The sequence below is a fragment of the Microbacterium sp. SORGH_AS_1204 genome (assembly GCF_030818935.1).
Lineage (GTDB): Bacteria > Actinomycetota > Actinomycetes > Actinomycetales > Microbacteriaceae > Microbacterium.
Genome location: NZ_JAUTBD010000001.1, coordinates 3,222,674 through 3,242,887, shown reverse-complemented (window position 1 = coordinate 3,242,887; position 20,214 = coordinate 3,222,674). Strand labels below are relative to the sequence as shown.

The following is a 20,214-nucleotide window of genomic DNA, read 5'->3' as shown; positions in this document are numbered from 1 at the left end:
GCTACGGCGTGATCGAGTCGACGAAGAGGCGCGCCTCGTCGATGAGCTGCATCCAGCGGTCCGCCCCGGCGTCGAGCGGGATCTCCGCCCACTCGCGCATCGGCCTGCCGCGCATGACCATGGGGGCGCCGACGCCCTCGCCGATCAGCTCGCCGACCCGTCGCTCATGCAGCTTCACCACGAGGGACCCGTTGTGCACCACGAACGCGAAGACCTTCCCGCGGATCCGCAGGCCTTCGGTCCCGAACATCCGGCCGATGTCGACGCCGGGCAGCGCGCACGCACGCGCCGCGGTCGAGTCGAACACCTCGCGGCCGCGTGCCATGGCATCCCTGTCGACCATGGCCGCCACGTTAGCGGCGCGAGCGGGGGTGGGGCCAGGGGCGGGGATGCCGGGGGAGCCGGGGCTTCGCGGGGTGCGCGGTGCGGGGGCGTGGTTGCCGGGGCCGCGGGAGGCCGCTCCGAGGACGAGGCCGGGTCCACCACCGCGCGAGCCCGGGGCGACGCAGCGACTAGCTCAGCGCTACCCGGGCGGCGATGTCGGTGCGGAATTGCCCGCCGTCCAGGCCGATGCGATCGAGCCCCGCGTACGCGGCGGTTCGCGCCTCGGCGAAGGTGGTGCCGGTGGCGACGACGCTCAGCACGCGGCCGCCGGTCGCGACGAGCTGGCCGTCGCGCAGCGCCGTCGCGGCGTGGGCGACGTGCACGCCGTCGACCTCTTCGGCCTCGTCGATGCCCGTGAGAACGCGGCCGGTGACCGGGGCTTCGGGGTAGCCCTCGCTCGCGAGCACGACGGTGACGGCCGTGGCGTCGGCGAAGGCCGGACGCGGCTCGTCCTCGAGGGTGCCGGATGCCGCCGCCAGCAGCAGACGCGACAGCGGGTCGACGAGACGGGGGAGCACGACCTGCGTCTCGGGGTCGCCGAAACGGGCGTTGAACTCGATGACCTTGACGCCCTGCTCGGTGAGGATGAGCCCGGCGTAGAGAAGTCCGATGAACGGGGTGCCCTCGGCATCCATCTGCTTGATCACGGGTTCCGCGATCTCGCGCGTGACCTGCGCGACGAACTCGTCTTCGCCGCCGAAGCGCTCGCTGAGCCAGGGCAGCGGCGAGTAGGCGCCCATGCCGCCGGTGTTCGGGCCGTCGTCGCCGTCGCGGAGGCGCTTGAAGTCCTGCGCGGGGCTCAGCGGAGCGACGTGGTCGCCGTCGCTGAGGAAGAACAGTGACACCTCGGGGCCCGAGAGGAACTCCTCGATCAGTACGGCGCCGGTCGGCAGATAGGTCTCGGCGTGCGCGATCGCGGCGGCGCGGTCGGAGGTGACGATGACGCCCTTGCCCGCCGCCAGGCCGTCGGCCTTCACCACATAGGGGGCGCCGTAGGCGTCGAGCGCCTCCTCGACGGATGCCACGTCGTGCGCGCGCGCGGAGCGTCCGGTGGGGACGCCCGCGGCATCCATGATCCGTTTTGCGTACGTCTTGGAGCCTTCGAGCTGGGCCGCCGCCTTGCCCGGACCGAACACGGGGATGCCGTGGGCGCGCAGCGGGTCGGCGACGCCGGCGACCAGCGGGGCTTCGGGGCCGACGACGACCAGGTCGACGGCCTCGGCCTTGGCGAATTCGAGCACGGCGGTCGGGTCGAGCGGGTCGAGGTCGACCAGGTGGGCCTCGCGGGCAATGCCGGCGTTGCCGGGGGCGGCGAAGATCGCGTGCGTCTCCGCTTCGCTGCGGAGGGCGAGGATGATGGCGTGCTCGCGCGCGCCCGAACCGAGGACGAGGATTCTCACGCGGCCAGCCTATCGACAGCCACCGACACGCCCCGCGCCGCCGAACACCCGCATGGTCGGCGGCGGCTGTGAACAACCTGCTGTCCAGCGACGGGCCGCTAGCCCACCCGTGCCCGACTCCGGAGTCCGCGCCGCGAAGGGTCCGCGGTGGGCACATCGACGGCGCCTGGCCCTGAACCTCCGGAGTTACGCACGGCCCGCCGCCGGAGCCCCCCCCGGTAGCGTGGATGCCATGCCTCCCCGCCGCATCGAGACCGGAGACGGTCGCGCCGCCCTCGCCGCCGTCGCCGCGGGTGACGCGCCGCGGCCGGTGACCGCCACCGCCGTGCGCTACCTGCTGCAGTTGCTCGTCGAGAAGGCGCCGGGCAATTCCGTCGAGATGCGCGTGCCGCCCTTTGGCGCGGTTCAGGTGATCGAGGGGCCGCGCCACACACGTGGCACCCCGCCCAACGTCGTCGAGACAGACGCCGCCACCTGGATCGCCGTCGCTACAGGCCAGGAGCATTGGGCGGATGCCGTGACCGCGGGCCGGATCGTGGCATCCGGCGTGCGCGCCGACCTGAGCGCGCTGCTCCCGCTTCGGCCGTAGCTTCGGCGGCGACCGCCGGGCCGCGGGCCCCTGACGATGCACACGCGCTGGCCGCTCGACGAGAGCGCGAGGGCGCTGGCTCGTCCCGGCCAGTGGTCTCGTCTGGCGCGTGACCGGGGTTTCGTCGACCAGACGCACGAGACGGGGCGAGTCGACGGGCGAAGTGTTCTGACGTGCTCGTCGTCGCGCGCGGCTGCCATCCGCCCAGGGTTTCCGGGTAGGAATTCCGGGCGGTGCTGCACTTCACCCCGTCTGAGGCGCGGACCACACGGACGGCTGCGGGATCCCGACGCGTGCACTGTCGGTCGCAGGCGTCGCGTCCGTGGCGCTGTCGACGAGGTCGCCGTCAGGCGCGCGGAGCTCGGGAACACCATCGCTGCGAGCATCCCCGCCGCACTTCACCGAGCGCGGATCGCCGAAGGTGAGCGTCTGCTGCTCGTGGGCACGGGAGCGGGCACCCTTTACGGCGGCCTCATCTACCAGCACTGATGGAGGCGCATCCGATGCCGCTCGAAACTGGCCTGCGCGCCACCGGCCTCTCCCGCAGCTACGGTGCGGGCGCGGCGCGGGTAGCTGCTCTCGATGACGTAACCGTGCACCTGCGCACGGGTCGGCTCGCGGCCATCGTGGGCCCCTCCGGATCGGGCAAGAGCACGCTGCTCAACGTGCTCGGAGGGATGGACACGCCCGACGCCGGTCGCGCCGCACTGAACGGTGCTGTCTTCACCGGGATGGGGTTCCGCAAGCTCGCCGAGTTCCGACGCGACCATGTCGGTTTCGTCTTCCAGTTCTACAACCTCCTGCCGCAACTCACAGCGCTCGAGAACGTCGAGTTGGCGCGGCGCCTGCCCTCTCATCACGGGGTCGATGTGCCGACGTCGGCGGAGTTGCTCGATCGCGTCGGTCTGGGTGAACGTGCAGACCATTTCCCCCAACAGTTGTCAGGCGGGCAGATGCAGAGGGTCTCGATCGCGCGCGCTGTGGCGAAGCGCCCTGGTCTGCTGTTGTGCGACGAACCCACGGGGGCTCTCGACTCGGCATCCGGGGTCGAGGTGATGACTTTGCTGACCGACATCGCTCGCGAGGGACTCGCCGTGGTGGCGGTGGTCACGCACGATCCGACGATCCGCGATGTCGCCGACCACGTCGTCGAGATGCGCGACGGCCGCGTCGTGGCCGATTCGCACCCCCCGGTTTCATGAGCGTCTCCGCCCTCCTCCGGCGCAAACTGCGTCGCGACCTGCGACGGCACGCTCCCCAATTCGCCGCGGTCTTCGTCGTGAGCCTCCTCTGCCTCGCCGTCTACGGCGGACTCGAGGGTGGCTGGCGGGGGATGCAGGTCGAGCAGGAGCGTATGGATGCCGCGGCCCACCTCGCGGATGTCTGGATCACCGCCTCATCTGTGTCGCCGGAGCAGCTCGACGCATTGCGGGACATCCCCGGGGTGTCGGATGTCGAAGCGTCAGGCCTCGTCGATGCGGCGGAAGAGGACGGTCGAGGTTCGCTCGTGGTGAGTGCGCTGCCGGAGCGCATGAATCTTCCGGAGCCGGTTGCGGGAGTGGTCGACGGGCTCGCCGATGACGAGATCGCTCTGGACGCGGCCTTCGCGGAAGCACACGCGCTGCACACCGGCGACATCGTGTCGCTGCAGATCGCGGGAGAAGAGCGTCGCTTCACCGTCGCGTCACTGGTGCGCGCCGCTGACCGGGTCTCGGACAACGGCCCCGACGGTCTGTACGCCCCCGATCCCTCGGCGTACGGGTACGCGTACGTCTCGCCTGCGCAGATGGATTCTCTTAGACCGACCCGGATGTCGATCGCCCTCGCCGGTCCGACGGAGCGCATCCTGTCCGAGGCGCCCCGTGTGCTGGGCGCGGCACGGCTGGCGATGTTCGATGAGGAGTCGCTGCCCGGAGTGGTCGGGCTCACCGATCGCATCCATCAGATCCGAAGCCTCTCGGTGCTTTTCCTCAGCCTCTTCCTCACGGTCGCGATGTTGGCGATGTTCACCTCGATGCGACGCCTGGTCGACATACAGCAGCGGGACATCGCCACGCTGAAGGTGCTGGGTGTCTCCGACGCGCACCTGCGCAGGCATTATTCCCGGTACGCCGTCGTGGTCGCCGTCGGTGCTCTCGTCGGCTCGGTGGTGGCACCCGTGCTCTCGCTCTTCGTCCTGCAGTCGCAGCGACCGAGCTTCGAGCTGGTCGCCTGGGTCCCGGCTTACACGCCGGCTCCCGCGGTCCTGGCAATCGCCCTGGTCGTGGGGGCGTCGCTCGTGTCGGTCGTCGCCACCCGATCCATGCGGTACACCGAGCCGGCCGCGGCGATGCGCGGAGGTCTGGCGACGCAACGGCGAGTCCCTCCTCGGTTCGGGCGTAAGTCGCCCCTGAACGCATGGGGTCTCCGCGAGCTCGCGACGGCTCGCGCGCGGCTGCTCACCGCGCTCGCCGCCACGGTCGGGGGCACCACTCTCCTCATCGCAGGATTCGGGATGCCGGACTCACTACATCATCAGGTCGATCGCTCTTTCAAGCAGCAGTACGTCTTCGACGCACAAGCCCGACTCATTCCGGGCGCGTGGGCTCGAGACGGCGAGCATCTGGCATCCGGGATTGAGGAGGTGCAGTGGCAGATGTCATTTTTGTCGCCGGATGAGGCGGACACGGGGTGGGCAGCCGTCACCGTGCTCTCAGACGGCGACCTCTACAGGCTGAGCGACGGTGACGGCGGCGTTCCGCTGCCTACCGACGGCGCGCTCGTGAGCGTCGCTTACGCCGAGGCACGCGGAATCAGCGTCGGTGACCGCGTGACGGTGCTCCCGCCCGGCTCGGCGACGCGCATAGCGACGACGGTGCGACGAATCGTCGATGTGGGCGAGCCGCAGGGGCTCTTTTTATCGCAGTCCGCCTGGGAGCGCTCGGGCGGTGTCTTCTCGCCGAGCACACTGCTGGCCGGCGGGCCCGCCGCGGCAGAGACGTTGATGAGCCGCCCCGGAATCGCGAGTGTGCTTTCCCGCGACGCCCGGCGCGCGAACGCCGAGCAGGTGATCGATGGTCTCGGCGACGTGTTCGCGCTCATCAAGGGGTTCGGGCTCATGCTGACCATCGTCGTGCTGCTGAACCTCGGGTCCTTGGCCTTTGCCGAACGCACGCGCGATTACGCGACGCTCATCGTGCTGGGGGTGCGGTCGCGCGAGATCCGCGCCTTGCTCCTTCGCGAGAACGTGGCCACCACCCTGGCCGGTGCGCTCCTCGGCATTCCGGCGGGGATGGGCTTCCTCTCGGCCTACCTCGCCGTCTTCAGCACCGACCGTGTGGGCTACTCTCCCGCGCCTTCGGCGATCGCCACCGGTCTGTGCGTAGTGATCGTCGTGGCATGCGGTTTGAGCGCGTCACTGCTCCTGGCGCGCCGTCTTCGTCGACTCGACATGCTGGGCGCACTGAAGGGGGTCGAGTAGCTGCCGGTTCTGAGACCGCACCGGATCGAGGCCGAACGGATACGGTCTCGGTGAACGACTACGTCTTCGCGGTGGACGTGACGACATGAAGACGGCCGCGCCGTCGGGGCCGCGCGTAGCGACCATCTGGGCGATGCTCAGAGCGAGGAGGTGCTCCACGGCATCCGGGGATATCAGGTCGAGCTCCTCCACCCCGCCGAACACCAGCGTCAAGCACTCGGCGATCTCGCGCAGGATCGCTCCGGCGTCGACGGGTGCCGCGAGGATCGAGCGGTGGCCGACGTCGAAAACTCCTGCCGCGGCGGTCCTGCTTCGTCGCGGCGCCTGCCCCGCCGCGGCCGTTCGACGCCGAAAGGTCACGACCCGTTTCGACCCCTGCGGTGGGAGAATGGGCATATGGCCGAGCAGCCCGCCCCCGAACGACCGGTGTACGTCCGCGATGACATCGAGACCGCGACCGTCCGCCGCGCGCCGAAGTACGGCGTGTTCCTTGCCGCGGGGGCGTTCCTCGGCATCCTGGTCGCGCTACTGCTCACGGTCGTGATCGACGGATCCGACATCAGCCCCTACACGCAGGTCGTGTACTCCGAGCTGCAGGTGTTCGGCTTCACCGCACTCATCTGCGTCGTCGCCGGTGTGGCTCTCGGCGCGATCGTCGCGCTGGTGTTCGAGCGGGTGCTCGGCCGCCGCACCCGCCAGGTCACCGTCGATCACGAGCAGTACGAGGTTTGATCCTCAGGCCAGCTCCGCGATGATCGGGTGGATCGCGGTGTCGAAGGCAACGACGTCGCTGCGCAGGCCATCGGTCACCGCCACCGTCAGCGATCCGATCCACCACACCCCGCGCTGCGTGAGCGGCAGCACCTGCACGTTGAGCTCGAACGAGTGCGCCCGCCGGCCCACCGCTCGCTCGTGGGCCGCGATGGCGCTGGCGTACGCGCGGTACGACACCCCCGGCCGCGCGGCTGATTCCCGCGCATAGCGGTCATGCGCGAGACGCGCGAAGTCGACCGCGTCGTCGGCATGCGAGGAGATGGCGCGCCGCAGTGCGTCCGCGCCGTCCACCGGCAGTGCGACGAGGCCCTCGAAACCGTCGACGAGCTCCAGCGGCACCGGCGAGGGATGCGCCTGAGGCTCGACGGTCATCGCCCAGAAGACGCGCCACTCGCGTTCGAGTTGCGCGTGCGCGGCATCCGTCTCGTCTCGGACGACCGGCGGCGGCACGCGGCGCAGAGCGGGGAGCTCCTCCGGTGAGCGGATGCCGAGCACCTGCCGCAGATACAGCGCGACCAGCACCGACTTCGCCGCGTCCTCGCGGATCACCCACTCCGGCTGGCCGCCCGTCATGGCGTCATTGTAAAGACGGGGCGCGGGCCGGGCGATGGGCCTTGCGCCGCGTGTGTGACACCGGGTGTGCGGGTTGCTCGGCGGCGCGGCCGTGATGAGGGGAGGCCGAGGGACGAGCGGAGGGTCTGTCCGGTCGTGCCGTCCTCCGTTCGTCCCTCATCCTCCGCCCGTCACCGGCCGACCGAGGGGCTGCCCCTCCTGCACAACGTCTGCTTCGGAGTCGTTCTCCCCATTCACTCGACGGCCCGCCCGAGAGAGGCCGACTCTCCGCGACGCTGTGCTCATGGCATCCCTCCCGTCTGACCCGGTCGAGTTCGTTCGAGCCGGAGGCGGGGTCGTCCGCAGCGTGCGGTTGAAGGACGGGGGGCTGTCCTGGCGAGCGGTTGCGGACGCCGTCGCTGCGGGACGGCTTCTCCGTATCCGCCGGTCGTGGCTCGCCTTACCGGATGCCGATGCGTCGCTGCGCGCGGCCGCTCGCGGGGGCGTCGTGGTCTCCTGTCTGAGCGCTGCCGAGCATCTCGGCCTCTGGGTCGCCCGGCCCCGCGGGGCGCACGTCGCGGCGTCGCCGCACGCCGGTCGCGTGGAGGTGGCGGCCGGTACGCGCGTTCACCGAGCGCATCCCGTCGTGCCGCGGCATCCGGATGCGCTGGTGGACTCGGTGGAGAACGTGCTCGTCCTCGTTGCCACGTGCATACCCCGCGAAGAGGCCGTGATCGTCTGGGAATCGGCACTCAACAAGCAGATGGCATCCGCGGAGTCGCTCTCCCGACTGGCCCTGCCCGGCCGTGCCCGGTCGCTCCTCGACGAGGTGCAGCCCTTCGCCGATTCCGGCCTGGAGAGCATCGTGATCTTCCGTCTTCGGTGGATGAAGCTGCGTCTTCTTCCTCAGGCCTTCCTTCACGGTCACCGCGTCGACCTGTTGATCGGCGAAAAACTCGTTCTCCAGATCGACGGCGCGCATCACGTGGGCGAGCAACGGGCCGAAGACATCCGTCACGACGCCCTCCTCACGCTCAACGGGTATCACGTGATCCGCGTCGGCTATCGCCAGATCGTCGACGACTGGCCGAGCGTGCAGTATCTGATCTCGCGCGCCGTCGCGCAGGGCCTGCACCTCGCGCGTAAGCGATGACCGGAAGAGGGATGTCGCGAGCGATGTGACGAGCGGAGTCCGAGGGGCGAGCGGAGGATGCTCCGAGCGAATCAGTCCTCCCCTCATCCCTGATCCTCCGCTCGTCCCGCTGCGCCGGCGACACCTGAGCCTGCCCCGCCCCGGGCTGCTGCCGCCGCGCCCCGCGTTGCCGCCTCGCCCCGCGTTGCCGCCGCGCCCCGCCTTGCCGCCGCGCCCCGCCTTGCCGCCGCGCCCCGCCTTGCCGCCCTGCCGTGAATTGCCGCCGCCGGCGCGCGGCGTGACGAGCGGAGGCTGAGGGACGGGCGGAGGATGCTTCGCGCGAGATGCTCCTCCCCGCGTCCCTGATCCTCCGCTCATCCCGCCGCGCCCCGGGCCCCGCGCGCCGCGACGCGCCCCGCCCCGCGCGCCCCGGGCCCCCGCCCCGCGCCCCGCGCCCACCGCGCCCCGCGCCCCCCGCGCCCCCCGCGCCCCCCGCGCCCCGCGCCCCCCGCGCCCCCGCGCCCCCGCCCCGCCCCCGCCCCGCCCCCCCCGCGCGCCCGGTCGACGACCCCGCGCGACGCGCGCGGGCCCACCCCGGGTAGTCTGTTGCGGTGGCCTCAGCTCCCCACGAAAACCCGTACTCCGCCGCAGGCGTCGACACCGCCGCCGGAGACCTCGCCGTCGAACTGATGAAGTCGGCCGTCAAGCGCACCCACGGCCCCGAAGTGCTCGGGGGCGTGGGTGGTTTCGCCGGCCTCTTCGACGCCTCGGCGTTGCGCGACTACGCCAAACCGCTGCTCGCGACGAGCACCGACGGCGTGGGCACGAAGGTCGCCATCGCGCAGGCGATCGACAAGCACGACACGATCGGCGAAGACCTCGTCGGCATGGTCGTCGACGACATCGTCGTGGTCGGTGCCCGCCCGCTCTTCATGACCGACTACATCGCGTGCGGCAAGGTGGTGCCGCAGCGCATCGCCGACATCGTCGCGGGTATCGCGCGCGGCTGCTCCCTGACCGGCACGGCACTCGTCGGCGGCGAGACGGCGGAGCACCCGGGCCTTCTCGGCATCGACGACTACGACGTCGCGGGAGCGGCGACCGGCGTGGTCGAGGCCGACCGCGTCCTCGGCGCCGACCGCGTGCGCGGCGGTGACGTCGTGCTGGCGCTGGCCTCCAGTGGCCTGCACTCCAACGGCTACTCCCTCGTGCGTCACATCATCACCGGCGCCGGCATCGCGTACGGCGCCGTCTCCGCCGAGCTCGGTGGCACGTGGGGCGAGGCGCTGCTCGAGCCCACGCGCCTGTACACCTCGCCGTTGCTGCGTCTGCTCGACGATGCGGCCGTCGGCTCCGGCATCCATTCGCTCAGCCACGTCACCGGGGGCGGCATCGCGGCCAACCTCGCGCGCGTGCTGCCGCAGAACACGTGGGTCGACGTCGATCGCTCGACGTGGAGCCCGTCGCCGGTCTTCCGCGTGCTCGCCGACATCGGCGGACTCGAGCTCACCGCGACCGAGGGCACGTGGAACCTCGGCATCGGCTTCCTCGCCGTCGTCGCCCCCGAGATCGCGGATGCCGCGATCGCGGCGCTGACGGCCGAGGGCATCGCCACGTGGCAGGTCGGCGTCGTCCGCGACGACGCGCGCCCCGAGGGCGAGTACGAACAGGGCGCGAAGGGAGTCGACGGGGGCGCCGTGCGCCTGGTCGGCACGTACGCGGATGCCGGGACCCCGGCGAACGGAGCGAACTAACACCCCATGTGCGGCATCGTCGGCATGGCCGGGCAGGGTCCGGTCAACCAGGAGATCTACGACGCGCTTCTCCTCCTCCAGCACCGGGGACAGGATTCCACGGGCATGGCCACGGCAGAGTCCAGCGGCGTCTTCCACATCCACAAGGCCCGCGGTCAGGTGCGCGAGGCGTTCCGCACCCGCGACATGCGTGCCCTTCTCGGCGACATCGGCCTCGGCCACGTGCGCTACGCCACCAAGGGCACCGCGTCGAACGAAGAAGAGGCGCAGCCCTTCTACGTCAACGCCCCTTACGGCATCGTGCTCGTGCACAACGGCAACCTCACCAACACGCGCGAGCTGACCAGCGAGCTGTTTAGCAAGGACCGCCGTCATCTCAACACCAGCAGCGACACCGAGCTACTCGTGAACATCCTGGGCTCCGAGCTGCAGTCCGAGATCACGGGCCCCGACCTCGACCCCGCCCAGGTCTTCCGCGCGGTCGGTCGCGTGCACGAGCGCGTCGAGGGGTCCTACGCCTCCATCGCCCTCATCGCGGGCTACGGTCTGCTCGCGTTCCGCGACCCGTTCGGCATCCGTCCCCTCATCCTCGGCAAGCGTCCGGCACCCGAGGTGCCCGGCGGTGAGCCGCGCGACGAATGGATCGTGGCATCCGAGTCGCTCGTGCTCGAGAACGCCGGTTTCGAGGTCGTTCGCGACATCGAGCCCGGCGAGGCGGTCTTCATCGCCCTCGACGGCACCATGCACGCGCAGCAGTGCGCGGCGAATCCGACGCTCGCGCCGTGCTCGTTCGAGTACGTCTACCTCGCGCGTCCCGACTCGGTGATGAACGGCGTCTCGGTGTACGAGACGCGCCTGCGCATGGGCGAGCGGCTCGCCGACACCGTTGCGAAGTACACGCCCGCCGGCTCCATCGACGTGGTCATGCCCATCCCCGACTCGGCGCGTCCCGCGGCCATGCAGGTCGCCCGCAAGCTCGGCATCGAGTACCGCGAGGGCTTCTACAAGAACCGCTACGTCGGCCGCACCTTCATCATGCCGGGGCAGGCGGTGCGCAAAAAGAGCGTGCGCCAGAAGCTCAACGCGATGTCGACCGAGTTCCAGGGCAAGAACGTCCTGCTCGTCGACGACTCGATCGTGCGTGGCACCACCAGCCGCGAGATCATCCAGATGGCTCGGGATGCCGGGGCGAAGAGCGTGACGTTCGCATCGGCCGCGCCGCCGGTGCGCTTTCCGCACGTGTACGGCATCAACATGCCCTCGCGTCACGAGCTCGTCGCCCACGGACGCACGATCCCCGAGATCGCCGAGGAGCTCGGCTGCGACTACCTGGTCTATCAGGAGGTCGACGACCTCAAGGCGGCGATCATGGAGGGCACCGACCTGGTCGATCTCGACATGAGCTGCTTCGACGGCCGCTACGTCACGGGCACCGTGTCGGAGGAGTACCTCGCCTGGGTCGAGGGCAGCCAGGAGTCTTGACCCGCCGCGCGGCGGGGCACGTCGCGCTCGCCGCGGCGGCCGTCGTGCTGCTGGCGTTGACGCTGCGCATCGCGGTGGCGTCGCTCTCGCCCCTGCTGACGGTCATCGGCCGCGACTTCGAGGTTCCGGCCGCCGTCGTCGGACTCATCGGCATGGCCCCGCCGGTCGCCTTCGCGCTGTCGGGCATGGTGACCCCGGCGATCGAGCGCCGGCTGGGACTGGAGCGCACGGTGCTCGTCGCCGCGGTCGTCGGTGCCGTCATGCTCTCGCTGCGCGCCGCCGCCGTCGACGCCTGGACGCTGCTGGGGGCGACCGCCGGTGTCTTCGCCGCCGTCGGGGTGGCGAACGTACTCCTGCCGACGGTGGTGAAGAAATACTTCCCCGCGCGCATCGGACTCATGACCACGGTGTACTCGACCACGATGGCGGTGGCGACCTTCACCCCGCCGCTCGTGGCCGTGCCTCTGGCCGACGCGGTCGGGTGGCGCGGGTCGTTCGCCCTCTGGGCGTCGGTGGCGGTCGCGGCGGTGGTGCCCTGGTTCGCGATGACCGTGCGCTCGCGCGTCTCGCGTGCCGATGCGCTCGCCGAAGCCCGTACGTCGGTGCTGTCGCGGATCGTGCGCGTGCCGCAGACGTGGGCGCTCGTGATCACGTTCGGGGTGAACTCCGCGGTGGCCTACGGCCTGTTCGCCTGGCTGCCCCTGATGCTGACCGACATCGCCGGGGTGGATGCCGCCGAGGCGGGCGGCCTGCTGGCCCTCTTCTCGTTCATGGGGCTTCCGGTGTCGCTGCTGGTCCCCGTCCTGGTCGCGCGACTCGGTCGCACAACTCCGTTCTACGCGGTCGCCCTGGTCGGCGGACTGACGGGCGTGGCGGGCCTGCTGGTGGCGCCCGCGGCGGCGACGGCGCTGTGGGTCGTGCTGGTCGGCATCCCTCCGCTGATGTTCCCGCTCGCGCTCGTGCTGTTCGGGCTGCGCACGCGCTCGCATGAGACGGCCGTCGCCGTCAGCGGGTTCGTGCAGAGCGCGGGCTACGGCTTCGCCGCGTTGATGCCGCTTGCGATCGGCGTGACGCACGAGCTGACTGGCGGGTGGAGCGCGGGGCTTCTGGTGCTCGGCGGCGCGCTGCTCCTGGTCGTTCCGGCGGCGATCATCGTGGCGCGCCGGGAGACGGTCGAAGAGGCATGGGAACGGCGCACCGGCTCGACCTGGTGACCGTCGGCTTCACAACCGGAGTCCCGAGACCGACGCGTGCTCAGCCGAGCGACACGGGAATGGCGGTGACGATCACGTCACCGCCACATCGCGCATCTGCGGAGAGGGGTCGCGTCATCGAGGCAGGGATGCCTCATCGCGACCGACGGGAAGGCGTCAGGCCTTCTCGTCTTCGTACTCATCGCTGTACTGGTCGGCCCACTTGTCGACGTACGCGTCTTCACCCGCTTCGGGTGCGCCCAGTTCGCGCTCGAGAGCCGAGTAGTTCACCGAATAGGTGTCGTACTTCAGCTCACGGGCGATCTTGGTGTTCTTCGCCTTCTGACGGCCACGCCCCATGCGAGACCCCCTCACGATCGACGTCGAGGGCCGACGATGGGCCCTGCGTATTGCGGTTCCGGACCGAGCCGGTAAGAGTAACACCCAGGATATCACGGCGCATTCCGGCCCAGCCGTCGCGGGGTGTCCGCCCGCACCGCGGGCCGTTCGAGAGGAGTGACCATGACCGACCAACTCCCTCGCGCCGCCGCGGGACCGGTGATCGCGGGCGTCGTGCCGGGGCAGTCGACGCGGGTCGTGCGCGAAGCGGCCCGGCAGGCGGCCCTGGCGCACGTCGAGCTCATCGTCGTGCACGTCGACACCACGCGATTCGTGGCCTTCGAAGACCCCGACGGCTACGTGCACTCCTCGACCGTCGACGTGGCCGGAGCGGCGGCGAAGGCGGCCCTCGACGATGTCCGCCGCGCCGCTGCCGAGGCGCTCGAGGGCGAGTCGGTGACCTGGTCCGTGCGGCAGGAGATCGGTGACCCGGCCCTCGCGCTCATCCGGCTCGCCGACACCGTGCACGCCTCGGTACTCGTGGTCGGCACGCGCAAACGCGGCCTCGGCGAGTCGCTGCGGGAGTTTCTCACCGGCTCGGTCGCCGCGCGCCTCAGCCACCGCCAGCGCCGACCGGTGCTCGTCGTCCCGCAGCACGATCCGGTCGGCGCCGACGATCAGCTGCCGTGGGAGTGACGGGTCAGCCGCGCATGGCGTGAGCGACGGCCTCGGAGGCCTGGCGCAGCGCCGCCTCGATCTCGTCGACTCCGGATGCTGTGAGCTCGCCGCCGCGGGCGACATGCGCCCGCAGCTCCGAGCGCACGCGGCCACGGAACTCGGTGATCGCCGCGTCCGCACGCGACAACTGCTCGCGGCTGCGGGAGCGGGCGTCGTCGACCGGGGCGGTGTGCGCCTGTTCCCGTTCCTCGCGTGAGGCGGCCGCGAGATCGGCGCGCAGGCTCCGCATGGCATCCCGCACGCTCCCGCGCACTTCGTCGGCGATGAGGCGGACGCTGTCGGCCAGCCCCGCCTGAATGCCCTGCAGGTCGCCCGTGCGGTTCGCGACCTCGGCACGGCCGGCATCCGTGATCTCGTAGACGGTCTTGCGTCCGTCGACGGTCTTGGTGACCAGGCCCTCTTCTTCGAGCTTCGACAGGCGCGGGTAGATCGTGCCGGAGGAGGGGGAGTACGTGCCGCCCGTGCGCTCGGTGAGGGCCTGCATGAGGTCGTAGCCGTGGCGGGGTGCTTCGTCGAGCAGGCTCAGGATGTACAGGCGCAGATCGCCGTGCGAGAAGACGGGGCTCATCACCACTCCTCCTCTCCGGCGAGTTCTTCGGGGCGCAGGCCGGAGATGCCGCGGCGCAGCACCGTGATCTCGCCCGAGACGGTGTTGGTGCGCACGTCGACGAACGAGCCCGCGAGGGCGCCGGTCGAGCCCGCGTAATTCGTGGGGCCGGACCCCGAGCGCACCTGGCCGTCGATCTGCACGCGGCCGCTGACCGAACGCGACACGTAGTTCGCGGGGAGCGAGCGGTCGAGACGGATCGTCGCCGTGCCGCTGACGGAGTTGAGGCTGATCGCCTGCGTCGCGCCGCTGGAATCGACGAGCATCGCGCCCGAGACGGTGTCGATGGACGCCTTGGTGATGCGGCCCGTGGCTGCGACATCGCCCGAGACGCTGTTGGCGCTCAGCGCGCCGTCGAGCTCGCGCACCTGCACGTCGCCCGAGACGGCGTTGAGGTTGACGTCGCCGACGAGGCCGTCGACCATGATGTCGCCCGAGACGGTGTTGAGACGCACGTCGGAGCGCAATCCCGTCACGAGGGCGCTCGCGCTGACGACGCCGAGGGTCAGGCCGACGGTGCGGGGGACCGCCACGCTCACCTCGGCCTTGGGGCCGCCGGCGCCGAAGTTGCGGAACACTTCGAGGAAGTTGTCCCACCGCAGCTGCGGGTGGTCGATCTCGAGGCGACCGTCGACGACCTCGATGCGCAGATCCTTCACGGTGACGCCGTGCACTTCGATGCGCGTGTCGGTCTCGTCGTGGGCGACCACGTCGACCTGGCCGCCGACGAGGCCGATCTTGAGTTCGCGCACGGCATCGAGGTCGATGACGCGCGTCTCGCCGGGGTGGATGATCCATTTCTCCATGGCTGGCTCCTCACTCGCGATATATCGCGTTGGGTCGAGTATCGCGATATATCGCGTTCGCGTCAACCCCTCCGCGCCGGCCCCGCGGGAGGGCGCCGCGCGGGGTCGGCGGCGGTGAAACCCTTCACAGCCGGGAGCGTTGTCAACCCCGCGCCGTCGCGGGCGGTCCCGCCCGTAGCGTCGGGAGCCCGACGGAAGGAGACGGCCATGCCCCAGGGGCGAGGATCCAACAGTCTGAAAGACCCCGACCTGTACGAGGAGCTGCGCAAGCAGGGCGACTCGAAAGAGAAGGCGGCCCGCATCTCGAACGCCGCCGCCGCCCAGGGGCGCGACAAGGTCGGCGAGAAGGGCGGGCACGCTGAGAACTACGAGGACCGCACCGTCGACGAGCTCAAAAAGCGCGCCAAGGAACTCGGCATCACCGGCTACTCGGGCAAGAAGAAGGCGGAGTTGATCGACCTCCTCCGCAATCACTGACGCCCATGCCACGCCTCATCCGCGTCCGTCCTTACGAGGACCCGGGGTTTCGTCGCGTGCGATCGGGGTCGGGGTTCCGGTTCGTGGATCACACCGGGACGCCCGTCGCGGATCGCGAGGCGGAGCGCGCGCGGGGCCTGGTCATCCCGCCCGCGTGGCGAGAGGTGTGGATCGCGAAGGAGCCGAACGCGCACATCCAGGCCGTCGGGACCGACGAGGCGGGTCGGCGTCAGTACACCTATCACGCCGACTGGTCGAAGCGGCAGGACAAAGGCAAGTTCGCCCGTGCGTTACAGCTGGCCGAGGCGCTCCCGCGGGCGCGCGCCCGGGTGACCCAGTCGCTGCGTCGACCCGAGGCGGACCGTGAACGGGTGCTCGCGGTGTCGTTCCGCTTCCTCGACCTCGTCGCCCCGCGCGTGGGCAACGCCCGCTACTTCGTGACCAATGGCAGTCGGGGCCTCACGACTCTGCAAAGACGGGATGCCACCGTCGAGGGCGATCTGATCCGTCTGTCGTTCCCCGCCAAGAGCGGCAAACGCGCCGAGCTGTCGGTGCGCGATGCGGAGCTGGCATCCATCGTCGAAGAGCTCGCCCTCGGGCGCTCTCGCGCGGCACTGCTCAGCTACAGGAAAGGGCGTCGGCGCGTGCCGCTCACCACGGGCGACGTCAACGCATACGTGCGATCGCTGACCGGCGGGCCCTTCAGCGCCAAAGACTTCCGGACACTGCGCGGCACGATCCTCGCCGCCGAGTCGCTGGCGAAGGCCGGCACGACCGGGGGCAAGAACGAGCGGAAGAAGGCGGAGGTCGCAGCCGTCCGGGCGACGGCCGAGGCGCTCGGCAACACCCCCGCCGTCGCGCGGTCGAGCTACATCGACCCCCGTGTGTTCTCGCTGTATCGCCGGGGGCGGACGATGGAGCTCGGCGGATCGAAGGATGCCGCGATCAGGCGTCTGATCCTGGGGGAGTGACCGCGTCGACGACGTCGGGCAAGCGGGGAACGGGCACGATGACGACGTCCTGCACCTTCCAGTCCAGGCCCACGCACCCCTGACGTGCCCGCTCGATGTCGGCGAGCGCCACCTTTCTGCGACGCGGGACGACGAACGCCTCGATGTGGAAGACGTGGCCCTCGTCGCGCACGCGGCTGCCGGCTCGGGCGACCCAGGGCAGCCCCGCGAGGTACTGGTCGACGCGGCCCGCGAGCGGGTGCGGATGGTTGTCGTCGAAGGTGGTCGCGCGGGCGTCCATCAGGTCAACGACCGCCGCGCGCAGGTTGCTGACGCCGTCGTGCAGGATGCTGCCCGAGATGAAGATCGCCGCCGCGGCATCCATCCACCACAGACCCACCCCGATGCCGAGCACGCCGATGATCGTGCCGAGCGACGTTTGCCAATCGGCCTTGTTCATGTCGGCGTCGGCGTAGAGCACCTTGTTGTGCAGCTCGCGCGCGAGGCCGATCTTGATGCGGCCGAGGATCACGGGAGGGATGCCGGTGACGGCCATCACCGCGATCATCAGCCAGCCGAGCCAGATCGTGACGCCGAAGAGGTTGACGGTGCCGATCGTGGGGTGTTCGCCGCGGAGGAGGTTGATCGCGGAGTCCACGAGGAGGAACGTGCCCATGCCGGTCAGGGCGACCGCGGCCACGAGGTGGCCGACCGCGACGGATCGGTGGAAGCCGTACGGATGCTGCGTCGTCGGCGGGCGCCGCGCGAGCCGCACGGCGATGAGGAATGCGATGGGCGGGATGAACGACAGCAGGTCTTCCGACCAGGCCGCCTTCATCGCCTGTGAGCTGCCGAGCACGATGAACACGAGCGTGGCAGTGATGACGAGCACGCCGATCGTGACCCACTCCAGGCGCACCGCCCGGCGCAGGGCCTCGACCTGCTTCGGCGGCAGTTCGGTACGGCCGAAGCGCACGACCTCGCCGCTCACGGGGCGATCCCCTTCCGCTGCGCTTCCTCGGTGAGGAAGCTCTCAAGCCGCGAGAGAAAAGCATTCTCGCCCAGCGGCACCAGCATCACCAGCTTGACCTTCTTGCCGTCGTCGAGGGTGGTCTCGGCCCACGGGCGCGTCGTTCCGGCTTTGTTGGTCCAGGGCGTCTTGTCGGTGAGGCCCCCGGCGACGACGTCGAGGTCGCCCTCCTCGAGACCGCGCACGAGCGACTCCTCCGAACCGATCGTCCACTCGACGTCGGCGTCGAGCGACTCCGCGAAGCCGGTGAGCGCCTCCGCCTCGGCGCCGGTGGGCTCGCCATCGCCGATCTCGATCCACCCGTCGTTCGGCGATACCCCCGCGCGCAGCACGCCCCCCTCGACGTGCTCGAGTGTTCCGTCGGGGTCGGAGGGAATGTGGATGCCGCACCCGCTCAGCATCAGGATGCCGAGGGCGGCCGCAACGGTCGCCGCGCGTCTCGATCTGGCCACGACGCTCCTCCACATCGACTCGGACGTCGTCATTGTGAAGGGGGACGACGCGGGCCGTCGCGGGGGTTGCGGCGGTGGTCTGCGGGCCGTATCAGCGAGGAGCTCCCGAGAGGTCGACGCGGACAGAGTCGCGGTCCATGGTGGGGGGCGTCAGCCTTGGCGGCGGGTGGTGTCCGTGGTGAGGGTGAAGATGTCGGGGCGGGAGTAGTGTCCGGTGACGTCCAGGTCGAACTGGGCGCGGGTGATGTCGTCGAGGTCGACCTCGGCCACGAGGATGCCCTCACGTCCGCGCAAGGGGCCGGCGAGGACGTCGCCCAGGGGGGAGACGATCATGCTGCCGCCTCCGATGAGCAGGGTGTCGGGATCCTCTCCCTGGACGGGGTGTACGTCTTCGGGGAGGTCGGATCGGAGGAGGTATTGGTTCGCAGAGAGGACGAAGCAGCGTCCTTCGAGGGCGATGTGGCGCATGGTGGCGGACCAGGCGTCGCGGTCGTCGACAGTGGGGGCGCACCAGAGTTGCACCCCTTGCTGATACATCGCGGTGCGGAACAGGGGCATGTAGTTCTCCCAGCAGATGGCCGAGCCCACCCGGCCGTAACTGGTCTCTATCGTGGCGAGGGTCGAGCCGTCGCCCTGGCCCCAGAGGTAGCGTTCCGCTGCTGTCGGCATGAGCTTGCGGTGCGTCGCGACATGGCCGCCCGTCGCGGTGATGAAGACGGTGGCGCAGTAGAGGGTGCCACCCTCGCGTTCGATGACTCCGGCGACGATGTCGATGCCCAGTTCCGCACTGAGCTCGGCGAGATGTGTCACCTCCTGACCAGGCAGGGTGATCGCGGAGTCGGCGTATCGCTTGAACATGTCGCGTCCCTCGGGGCTGCGCGATCCCACCGTGATGCCGAAATCCACCCCCTTCGGGTAGCCGCCGAGGAACGCCTCGGGCAGAACGACAAGCGCGGCACCCTGGGCCGCGGCATCACGGATGAAGGTCTCGGCCTTCATGAGAGATGCCGGAGTGTCGAACAGCAGCGACCCGGCTTGGACGACGGCGACGGTGATGGAGGTCATGATTCGACGCTAGGACACGGGCCGAGAACAACGGAAACTGATTGTCGTGATGCCTAACATCTATGAAACCGAATTCCGTCGGGCGGACCTCAACTTGATCGTGACGTTCTTCGCGCTGATGGAGGAACGCAGCGTCACCCGCGCGGCACACAAGTTGCTCCTGAGTCAGGCAGCCGTCAGCGCGGCGCTCGGCCGTCTTCGGACACTGTTCGATGACCCGTTGCTCATCCGCGCCGCCGGGCAGATGCGCCCAACGCCGAGGGCGCTGCAGCTCGAACGCGACCTCTCGCCCGCTCTTGCGATCATGCACAGCACCATCGTCGGGCTGGACTCGTTCGACCCCGCCGAGGGTCGTCCGCGCTTCATCCTCGGCGTGTCCGACGACATCGAAGCCGCGGTGCTCCCCGGCGTGATCAGACGACTGCGCCGCGACCACCCGAACGTCAGCATCGTCACGCGCCAGACGAACCAACACGTCGTCGGTGAACAGTTGGAGCGCGACGAGATCGACCTCGCCATCGTCGCCACCCCACGGACAGCACCCGAGCACGAGGGTGAGATCCTCTTCGCGTCGTCGTACTCCTGCCTCTATGACGGAGCCCGCCTCGGTCTCTCCTCACCCCTGACCCTCGACGACTTCATCAGCACCCCACACCTGCTCGTCTCCTACAGCGGAACTCGCGGCGCGGTCGATGACGCACTCGAACCGCAAGGACTCGCCCGAACCGTGATCGCCTCCAGCACCCACTTCTCATCCCTCATGGTCATGTTGAAAGCGGTGGATGCGATCGCCACCATCCCCACCCACGCTGCGCACGCCTTCGCCGACGTCACCGGCCTCACCGTCAGCGCCCCGCCCATCCCGATGGCCGAGTACACCGTTTCGGTCCTGTGGAGTCGCCGGAGGTCTCACGACGCCCGTCTGCGCTGGCTCCGCGCACTTCTGCGCCAACAGGCTCCTGCACCGTCGGCGCCCAGACGGCCCGATACGGCGACGAGCTAGCTCGTCGCCACCCTCCCGAAAAAGGTC

The 20,214-nt window shown here is 70.1% G+C and carries 23 protein-coding genes; 13 read left to right on the top strand and 10 right to left on the bottom strand.

What is annotated here, in order from left to right; all coding sequences use genetic code 11:
* Nucleotide 1: 1 nt before the first annotated feature.
* Together QE410_RS14940 and purD are read right to left on the bottom strand one after the other, a co-directional pair.
* A complete protein-coding gene (locus QE410_RS14940; protein ID WP_307333452.1) occupies nucleotides 2–343 on the bottom strand; it encodes a hypothetical protein in 342 nt (113 codons plus the stop codon).
* Nucleotides 344–512: 169 nt separating this feature from the next.
* Nucleotides 513–1,784, bottom strand: coding sequence for a phosphoribosylamine--glycine ligase (purD, locus tag QE410_RS14935; RefSeq protein WP_307333450.1), 1,272 nt, complete (start codon nucleotides 1,782–1,784; stop codon nucleotides 513–515).
* Between the two features lie 232 nt (nucleotides 1,785–2,016).
* Here purD and QE410_RS14930 point away from each other — a divergent pair, with 232 nt between their 5' ends.
* Genes QE410_RS14930 through QE410_RS14920 form a run of 4 tightly spaced genes read left to right on the top strand, consistent with a single transcriptional unit; the run spans nucleotide 2,017 to nucleotide 5,833 of the window.
* Nucleotides 2,017–2,373: a sterol carrier family protein gene (locus QE410_RS14930; RefSeq protein ID WP_307333448.1), complete on the top strand. Its 357-nt coding sequence runs from the start codon at nucleotides 2,017–2,019 to the stop codon at nucleotides 2,371–2,373.
* A gap of 36 nt (nucleotides 2,374–2,409) precedes the next feature.
* Nucleotides 2,410–2,862: a 3-oxoacyl-[acyl-carrier-protein] synthase III C-terminal domain-containing protein gene (locus QE410_RS17160; RefSeq protein WP_373459350.1), complete on the top strand. Its 453-nt coding sequence runs from the start codon at nucleotides 2,410–2,412 to the stop codon at nucleotides 2,860–2,862.
* A 14-nt stretch (nucleotides 2,863–2,876) separates the two neighbouring features.
* The gene (locus tag QE410_RS14925) at nucleotides 2,877–3,575 is read left to right on the top strand and encodes an ABC transporter ATP-binding protein (RefSeq protein WP_307333446.1); all 699 of its coding nucleotides are present in this window, start codon (nucleotides 2,877–2,879) and stop codon (nucleotides 3,573–3,575) included.
* Nucleotides 3,572–5,833: an ABC transporter permease gene (locus tag QE410_RS14920; protein WP_307333443.1), complete on the top strand. Its 2,262-nt coding sequence runs from the start codon at nucleotides 3,572–3,574 to the stop codon at nucleotides 5,831–5,833. Before QE410_RS14925 ends, QE410_RS14920 begins: the two co-directional genes overlap by 4 nt.
* On the opposite strand, the gene QE410_RS14915 is transcribed toward QE410_RS14920, so the two are convergent.
* Nucleotides 5,768–6,193 (bottom strand): hypothetical protein, encoded by a 426-nt coding sequence (locus tag QE410_RS14915; protein WP_307333442.1) that lies wholly within the window; start codon nucleotides 6,191–6,193, stop codon nucleotides 5,768–5,770. The genes QE410_RS14920 and QE410_RS14915 overlap by 66 nt on opposite strands.
* Nucleotides 6,194–6,229: 36 nt before the next feature.
* Here QE410_RS14915 and QE410_RS14910 point away from each other — a divergent pair, with 36 nt between their 5' ends.
* Entirely contained in the window at nucleotides 6,230–6,565 is a 336-nt protein-coding gene (locus tag QE410_RS14910; RefSeq protein WP_307333441.1) for a potassium transporter Trk, read from the top strand.
* A gap of 3 nt (nucleotides 6,566–6,568) precedes the next feature.
* Here QE410_RS14910 and QE410_RS14905 read toward each other — a convergent pair whose 3' ends face one another.
* The gene (locus QE410_RS14905; protein ID WP_307333440.1) at nucleotides 6,569–7,180 is read right to left on the bottom strand and encodes a zinc-binding alcohol dehydrogenase; all 612 of its coding nucleotides are present in this window, start codon (nucleotides 7,178–7,180) and stop codon (nucleotides 6,569–6,571) included.
* 283 nt (nucleotides 7,181–7,463) lie between these two features.
* Between QE410_RS14905 and QE410_RS14900 the strand changes: the two genes are divergently transcribed.
* From QE410_RS14900 to QE410_RS14885, 4 genes are all read left to right on the top strand, one after another.
* On the top strand, nucleotides 7,464–8,312 hold the full coding sequence (locus tag QE410_RS14900; RefSeq protein WP_307333439.1) for a DUF559 domain-containing protein: 849 nt from the start codon (nucleotides 7,464–7,466) through the stop codon (nucleotides 8,310–8,312).
* Between the two features lie 590 nt (nucleotides 8,313–8,902).
* Nucleotides 8,903–10,045, top strand: coding sequence for a phosphoribosylformylglycinamidine cyclo-ligase (purM, locus tag QE410_RS14895; RefSeq protein ID WP_307333438.1), 1,143 nt, complete (start codon nucleotides 8,903–8,905; stop codon nucleotides 10,043–10,045).
* A 6-nt stretch (nucleotides 10,046–10,051) separates the two neighbouring features.
* A complete protein-coding gene (purF, locus tag QE410_RS14890) occupies nucleotides 10,052–11,527 on the top strand; it encodes an amidophosphoribosyltransferase (RefSeq protein ID WP_307333437.1) in 1,476 nt (491 codons plus the stop codon).
* Entirely contained in the window at nucleotides 11,524–12,741 is a 1,218-nt protein-coding gene (locus QE410_RS14885; RefSeq protein WP_307333436.1) for a CynX/NimT family MFS transporter, read from the top strand. Before purF ends, QE410_RS14885 begins: the two co-directional genes overlap by 4 nt.
* Before the next feature lie 156 nt (nucleotides 12,742–12,897).
* On the opposite strand, the gene QE410_RS14880 is transcribed toward QE410_RS14885, so the two are convergent.
* Nucleotides 12,898–13,080 (bottom strand): DUF3073 family protein, encoded by a 183-nt coding sequence (locus tag QE410_RS14880; protein WP_058230714.1) that lies wholly within the window; start codon nucleotides 13,078–13,080, stop codon nucleotides 12,898–12,900.
* Between the two features lie 162 nt (nucleotides 13,081–13,242).
* On the opposite strand from QE410_RS14880, the gene QE410_RS14875 reads away from it, so the two are divergent.
* Entirely contained in the window at nucleotides 13,243–13,755 is a 513-nt protein-coding gene (locus QE410_RS14875; protein WP_307333435.1) for a universal stress protein, read from the top strand.
* A 4-nt stretch (nucleotides 13,756–13,759) separates the two neighbouring features.
* Here the strand turns inward: QE410_RS14875 and QE410_RS14870 are convergent, their stop codons facing one another.
* Both QE410_RS14870 and QE410_RS14865 read right to left on the bottom strand, forming a co-directional pair.
* Nucleotides 13,760–14,365 carry a PadR family transcriptional regulator gene (locus QE410_RS14870; protein ID WP_307333434.1) on the bottom strand — a complete coding sequence of 202 codons (606 nt, stop codon included), beginning with the start codon at nucleotides 14,363–14,365 and terminating at the stop codon, nucleotides 13,760–13,762.
* Entirely contained in the window at nucleotides 14,365–15,210 is an 846-nt protein-coding gene (locus tag QE410_RS14865) for a DUF4097 family beta strand repeat-containing protein (protein WP_307333433.1), read from the bottom strand. Before QE410_RS14865 ends, QE410_RS14870 begins: the two co-directional genes overlap by 1 nt.
* A 207-nt stretch (nucleotides 15,211–15,417) precedes the next feature.
* Between QE410_RS14865 and QE410_RS14860 the strand changes: the two genes are divergently transcribed.
* On the top strand, nucleotides 15,418–15,687 hold the full coding sequence (locus QE410_RS14860; protein ID WP_295839393.1) for a Rho termination factor N-terminal domain-containing protein: 270 nt from the start codon (nucleotides 15,418–15,420) through the stop codon (nucleotides 15,685–15,687).
* Between the two features lie 5 nt (nucleotides 15,688–15,692).
* Nucleotides 15,693–16,658 carry a DNA topoisomerase IB gene (locus tag QE410_RS14855; RefSeq protein WP_307333431.1) on the top strand — a complete coding sequence of 322 codons (966 nt, stop codon included), beginning with the start codon at nucleotides 15,693–15,695 and terminating at the stop codon, nucleotides 16,656–16,658.
* Here the strand turns inward: QE410_RS14855 and QE410_RS14850 are convergent.
* The 3 genes from QE410_RS14850 to QE410_RS14840 form a co-directional block, all read right to left on the bottom strand.
* Entirely contained in the window at nucleotides 16,633–17,628 is a 996-nt protein-coding gene (locus QE410_RS14850) for a cation diffusion facilitator family transporter (protein WP_307333429.1), read from the bottom strand. The genes QE410_RS14855 and QE410_RS14850 overlap by 26 nt on opposite strands.
* Nucleotides 17,625–18,119: a hypothetical protein gene (locus tag QE410_RS14845; RefSeq protein ID WP_307333426.1), complete on the bottom strand. Its 495-nt coding sequence runs from the start codon at nucleotides 18,117–18,119 to the stop codon at nucleotides 17,625–17,627. Before QE410_RS14845 ends, QE410_RS14850 begins: the two co-directional genes overlap by 4 nt.
* Nucleotides 18,120–18,269: 150 nt before the next feature.
* Nucleotides 18,270–19,184: a carbon-nitrogen hydrolase family protein gene (locus QE410_RS14840; RefSeq protein ID WP_307333424.1), complete on the bottom strand. Its 915-nt coding sequence runs from the start codon at nucleotides 19,182–19,184 to the stop codon at nucleotides 18,270–18,272.
* 49 nt (nucleotides 19,185–19,233) lie between these two features.
* Between QE410_RS14840 and QE410_RS14835 the strand changes: the two genes are divergently transcribed.
* Nucleotides 19,234–20,187, top strand: coding sequence for a LysR family transcriptional regulator (locus QE410_RS14835; RefSeq protein WP_307333422.1), 954 nt, complete (start codon nucleotides 19,234–19,236; stop codon nucleotides 20,185–20,187).
* Nucleotides 20,188–20,214 lie beyond the last annotated feature (27 nt).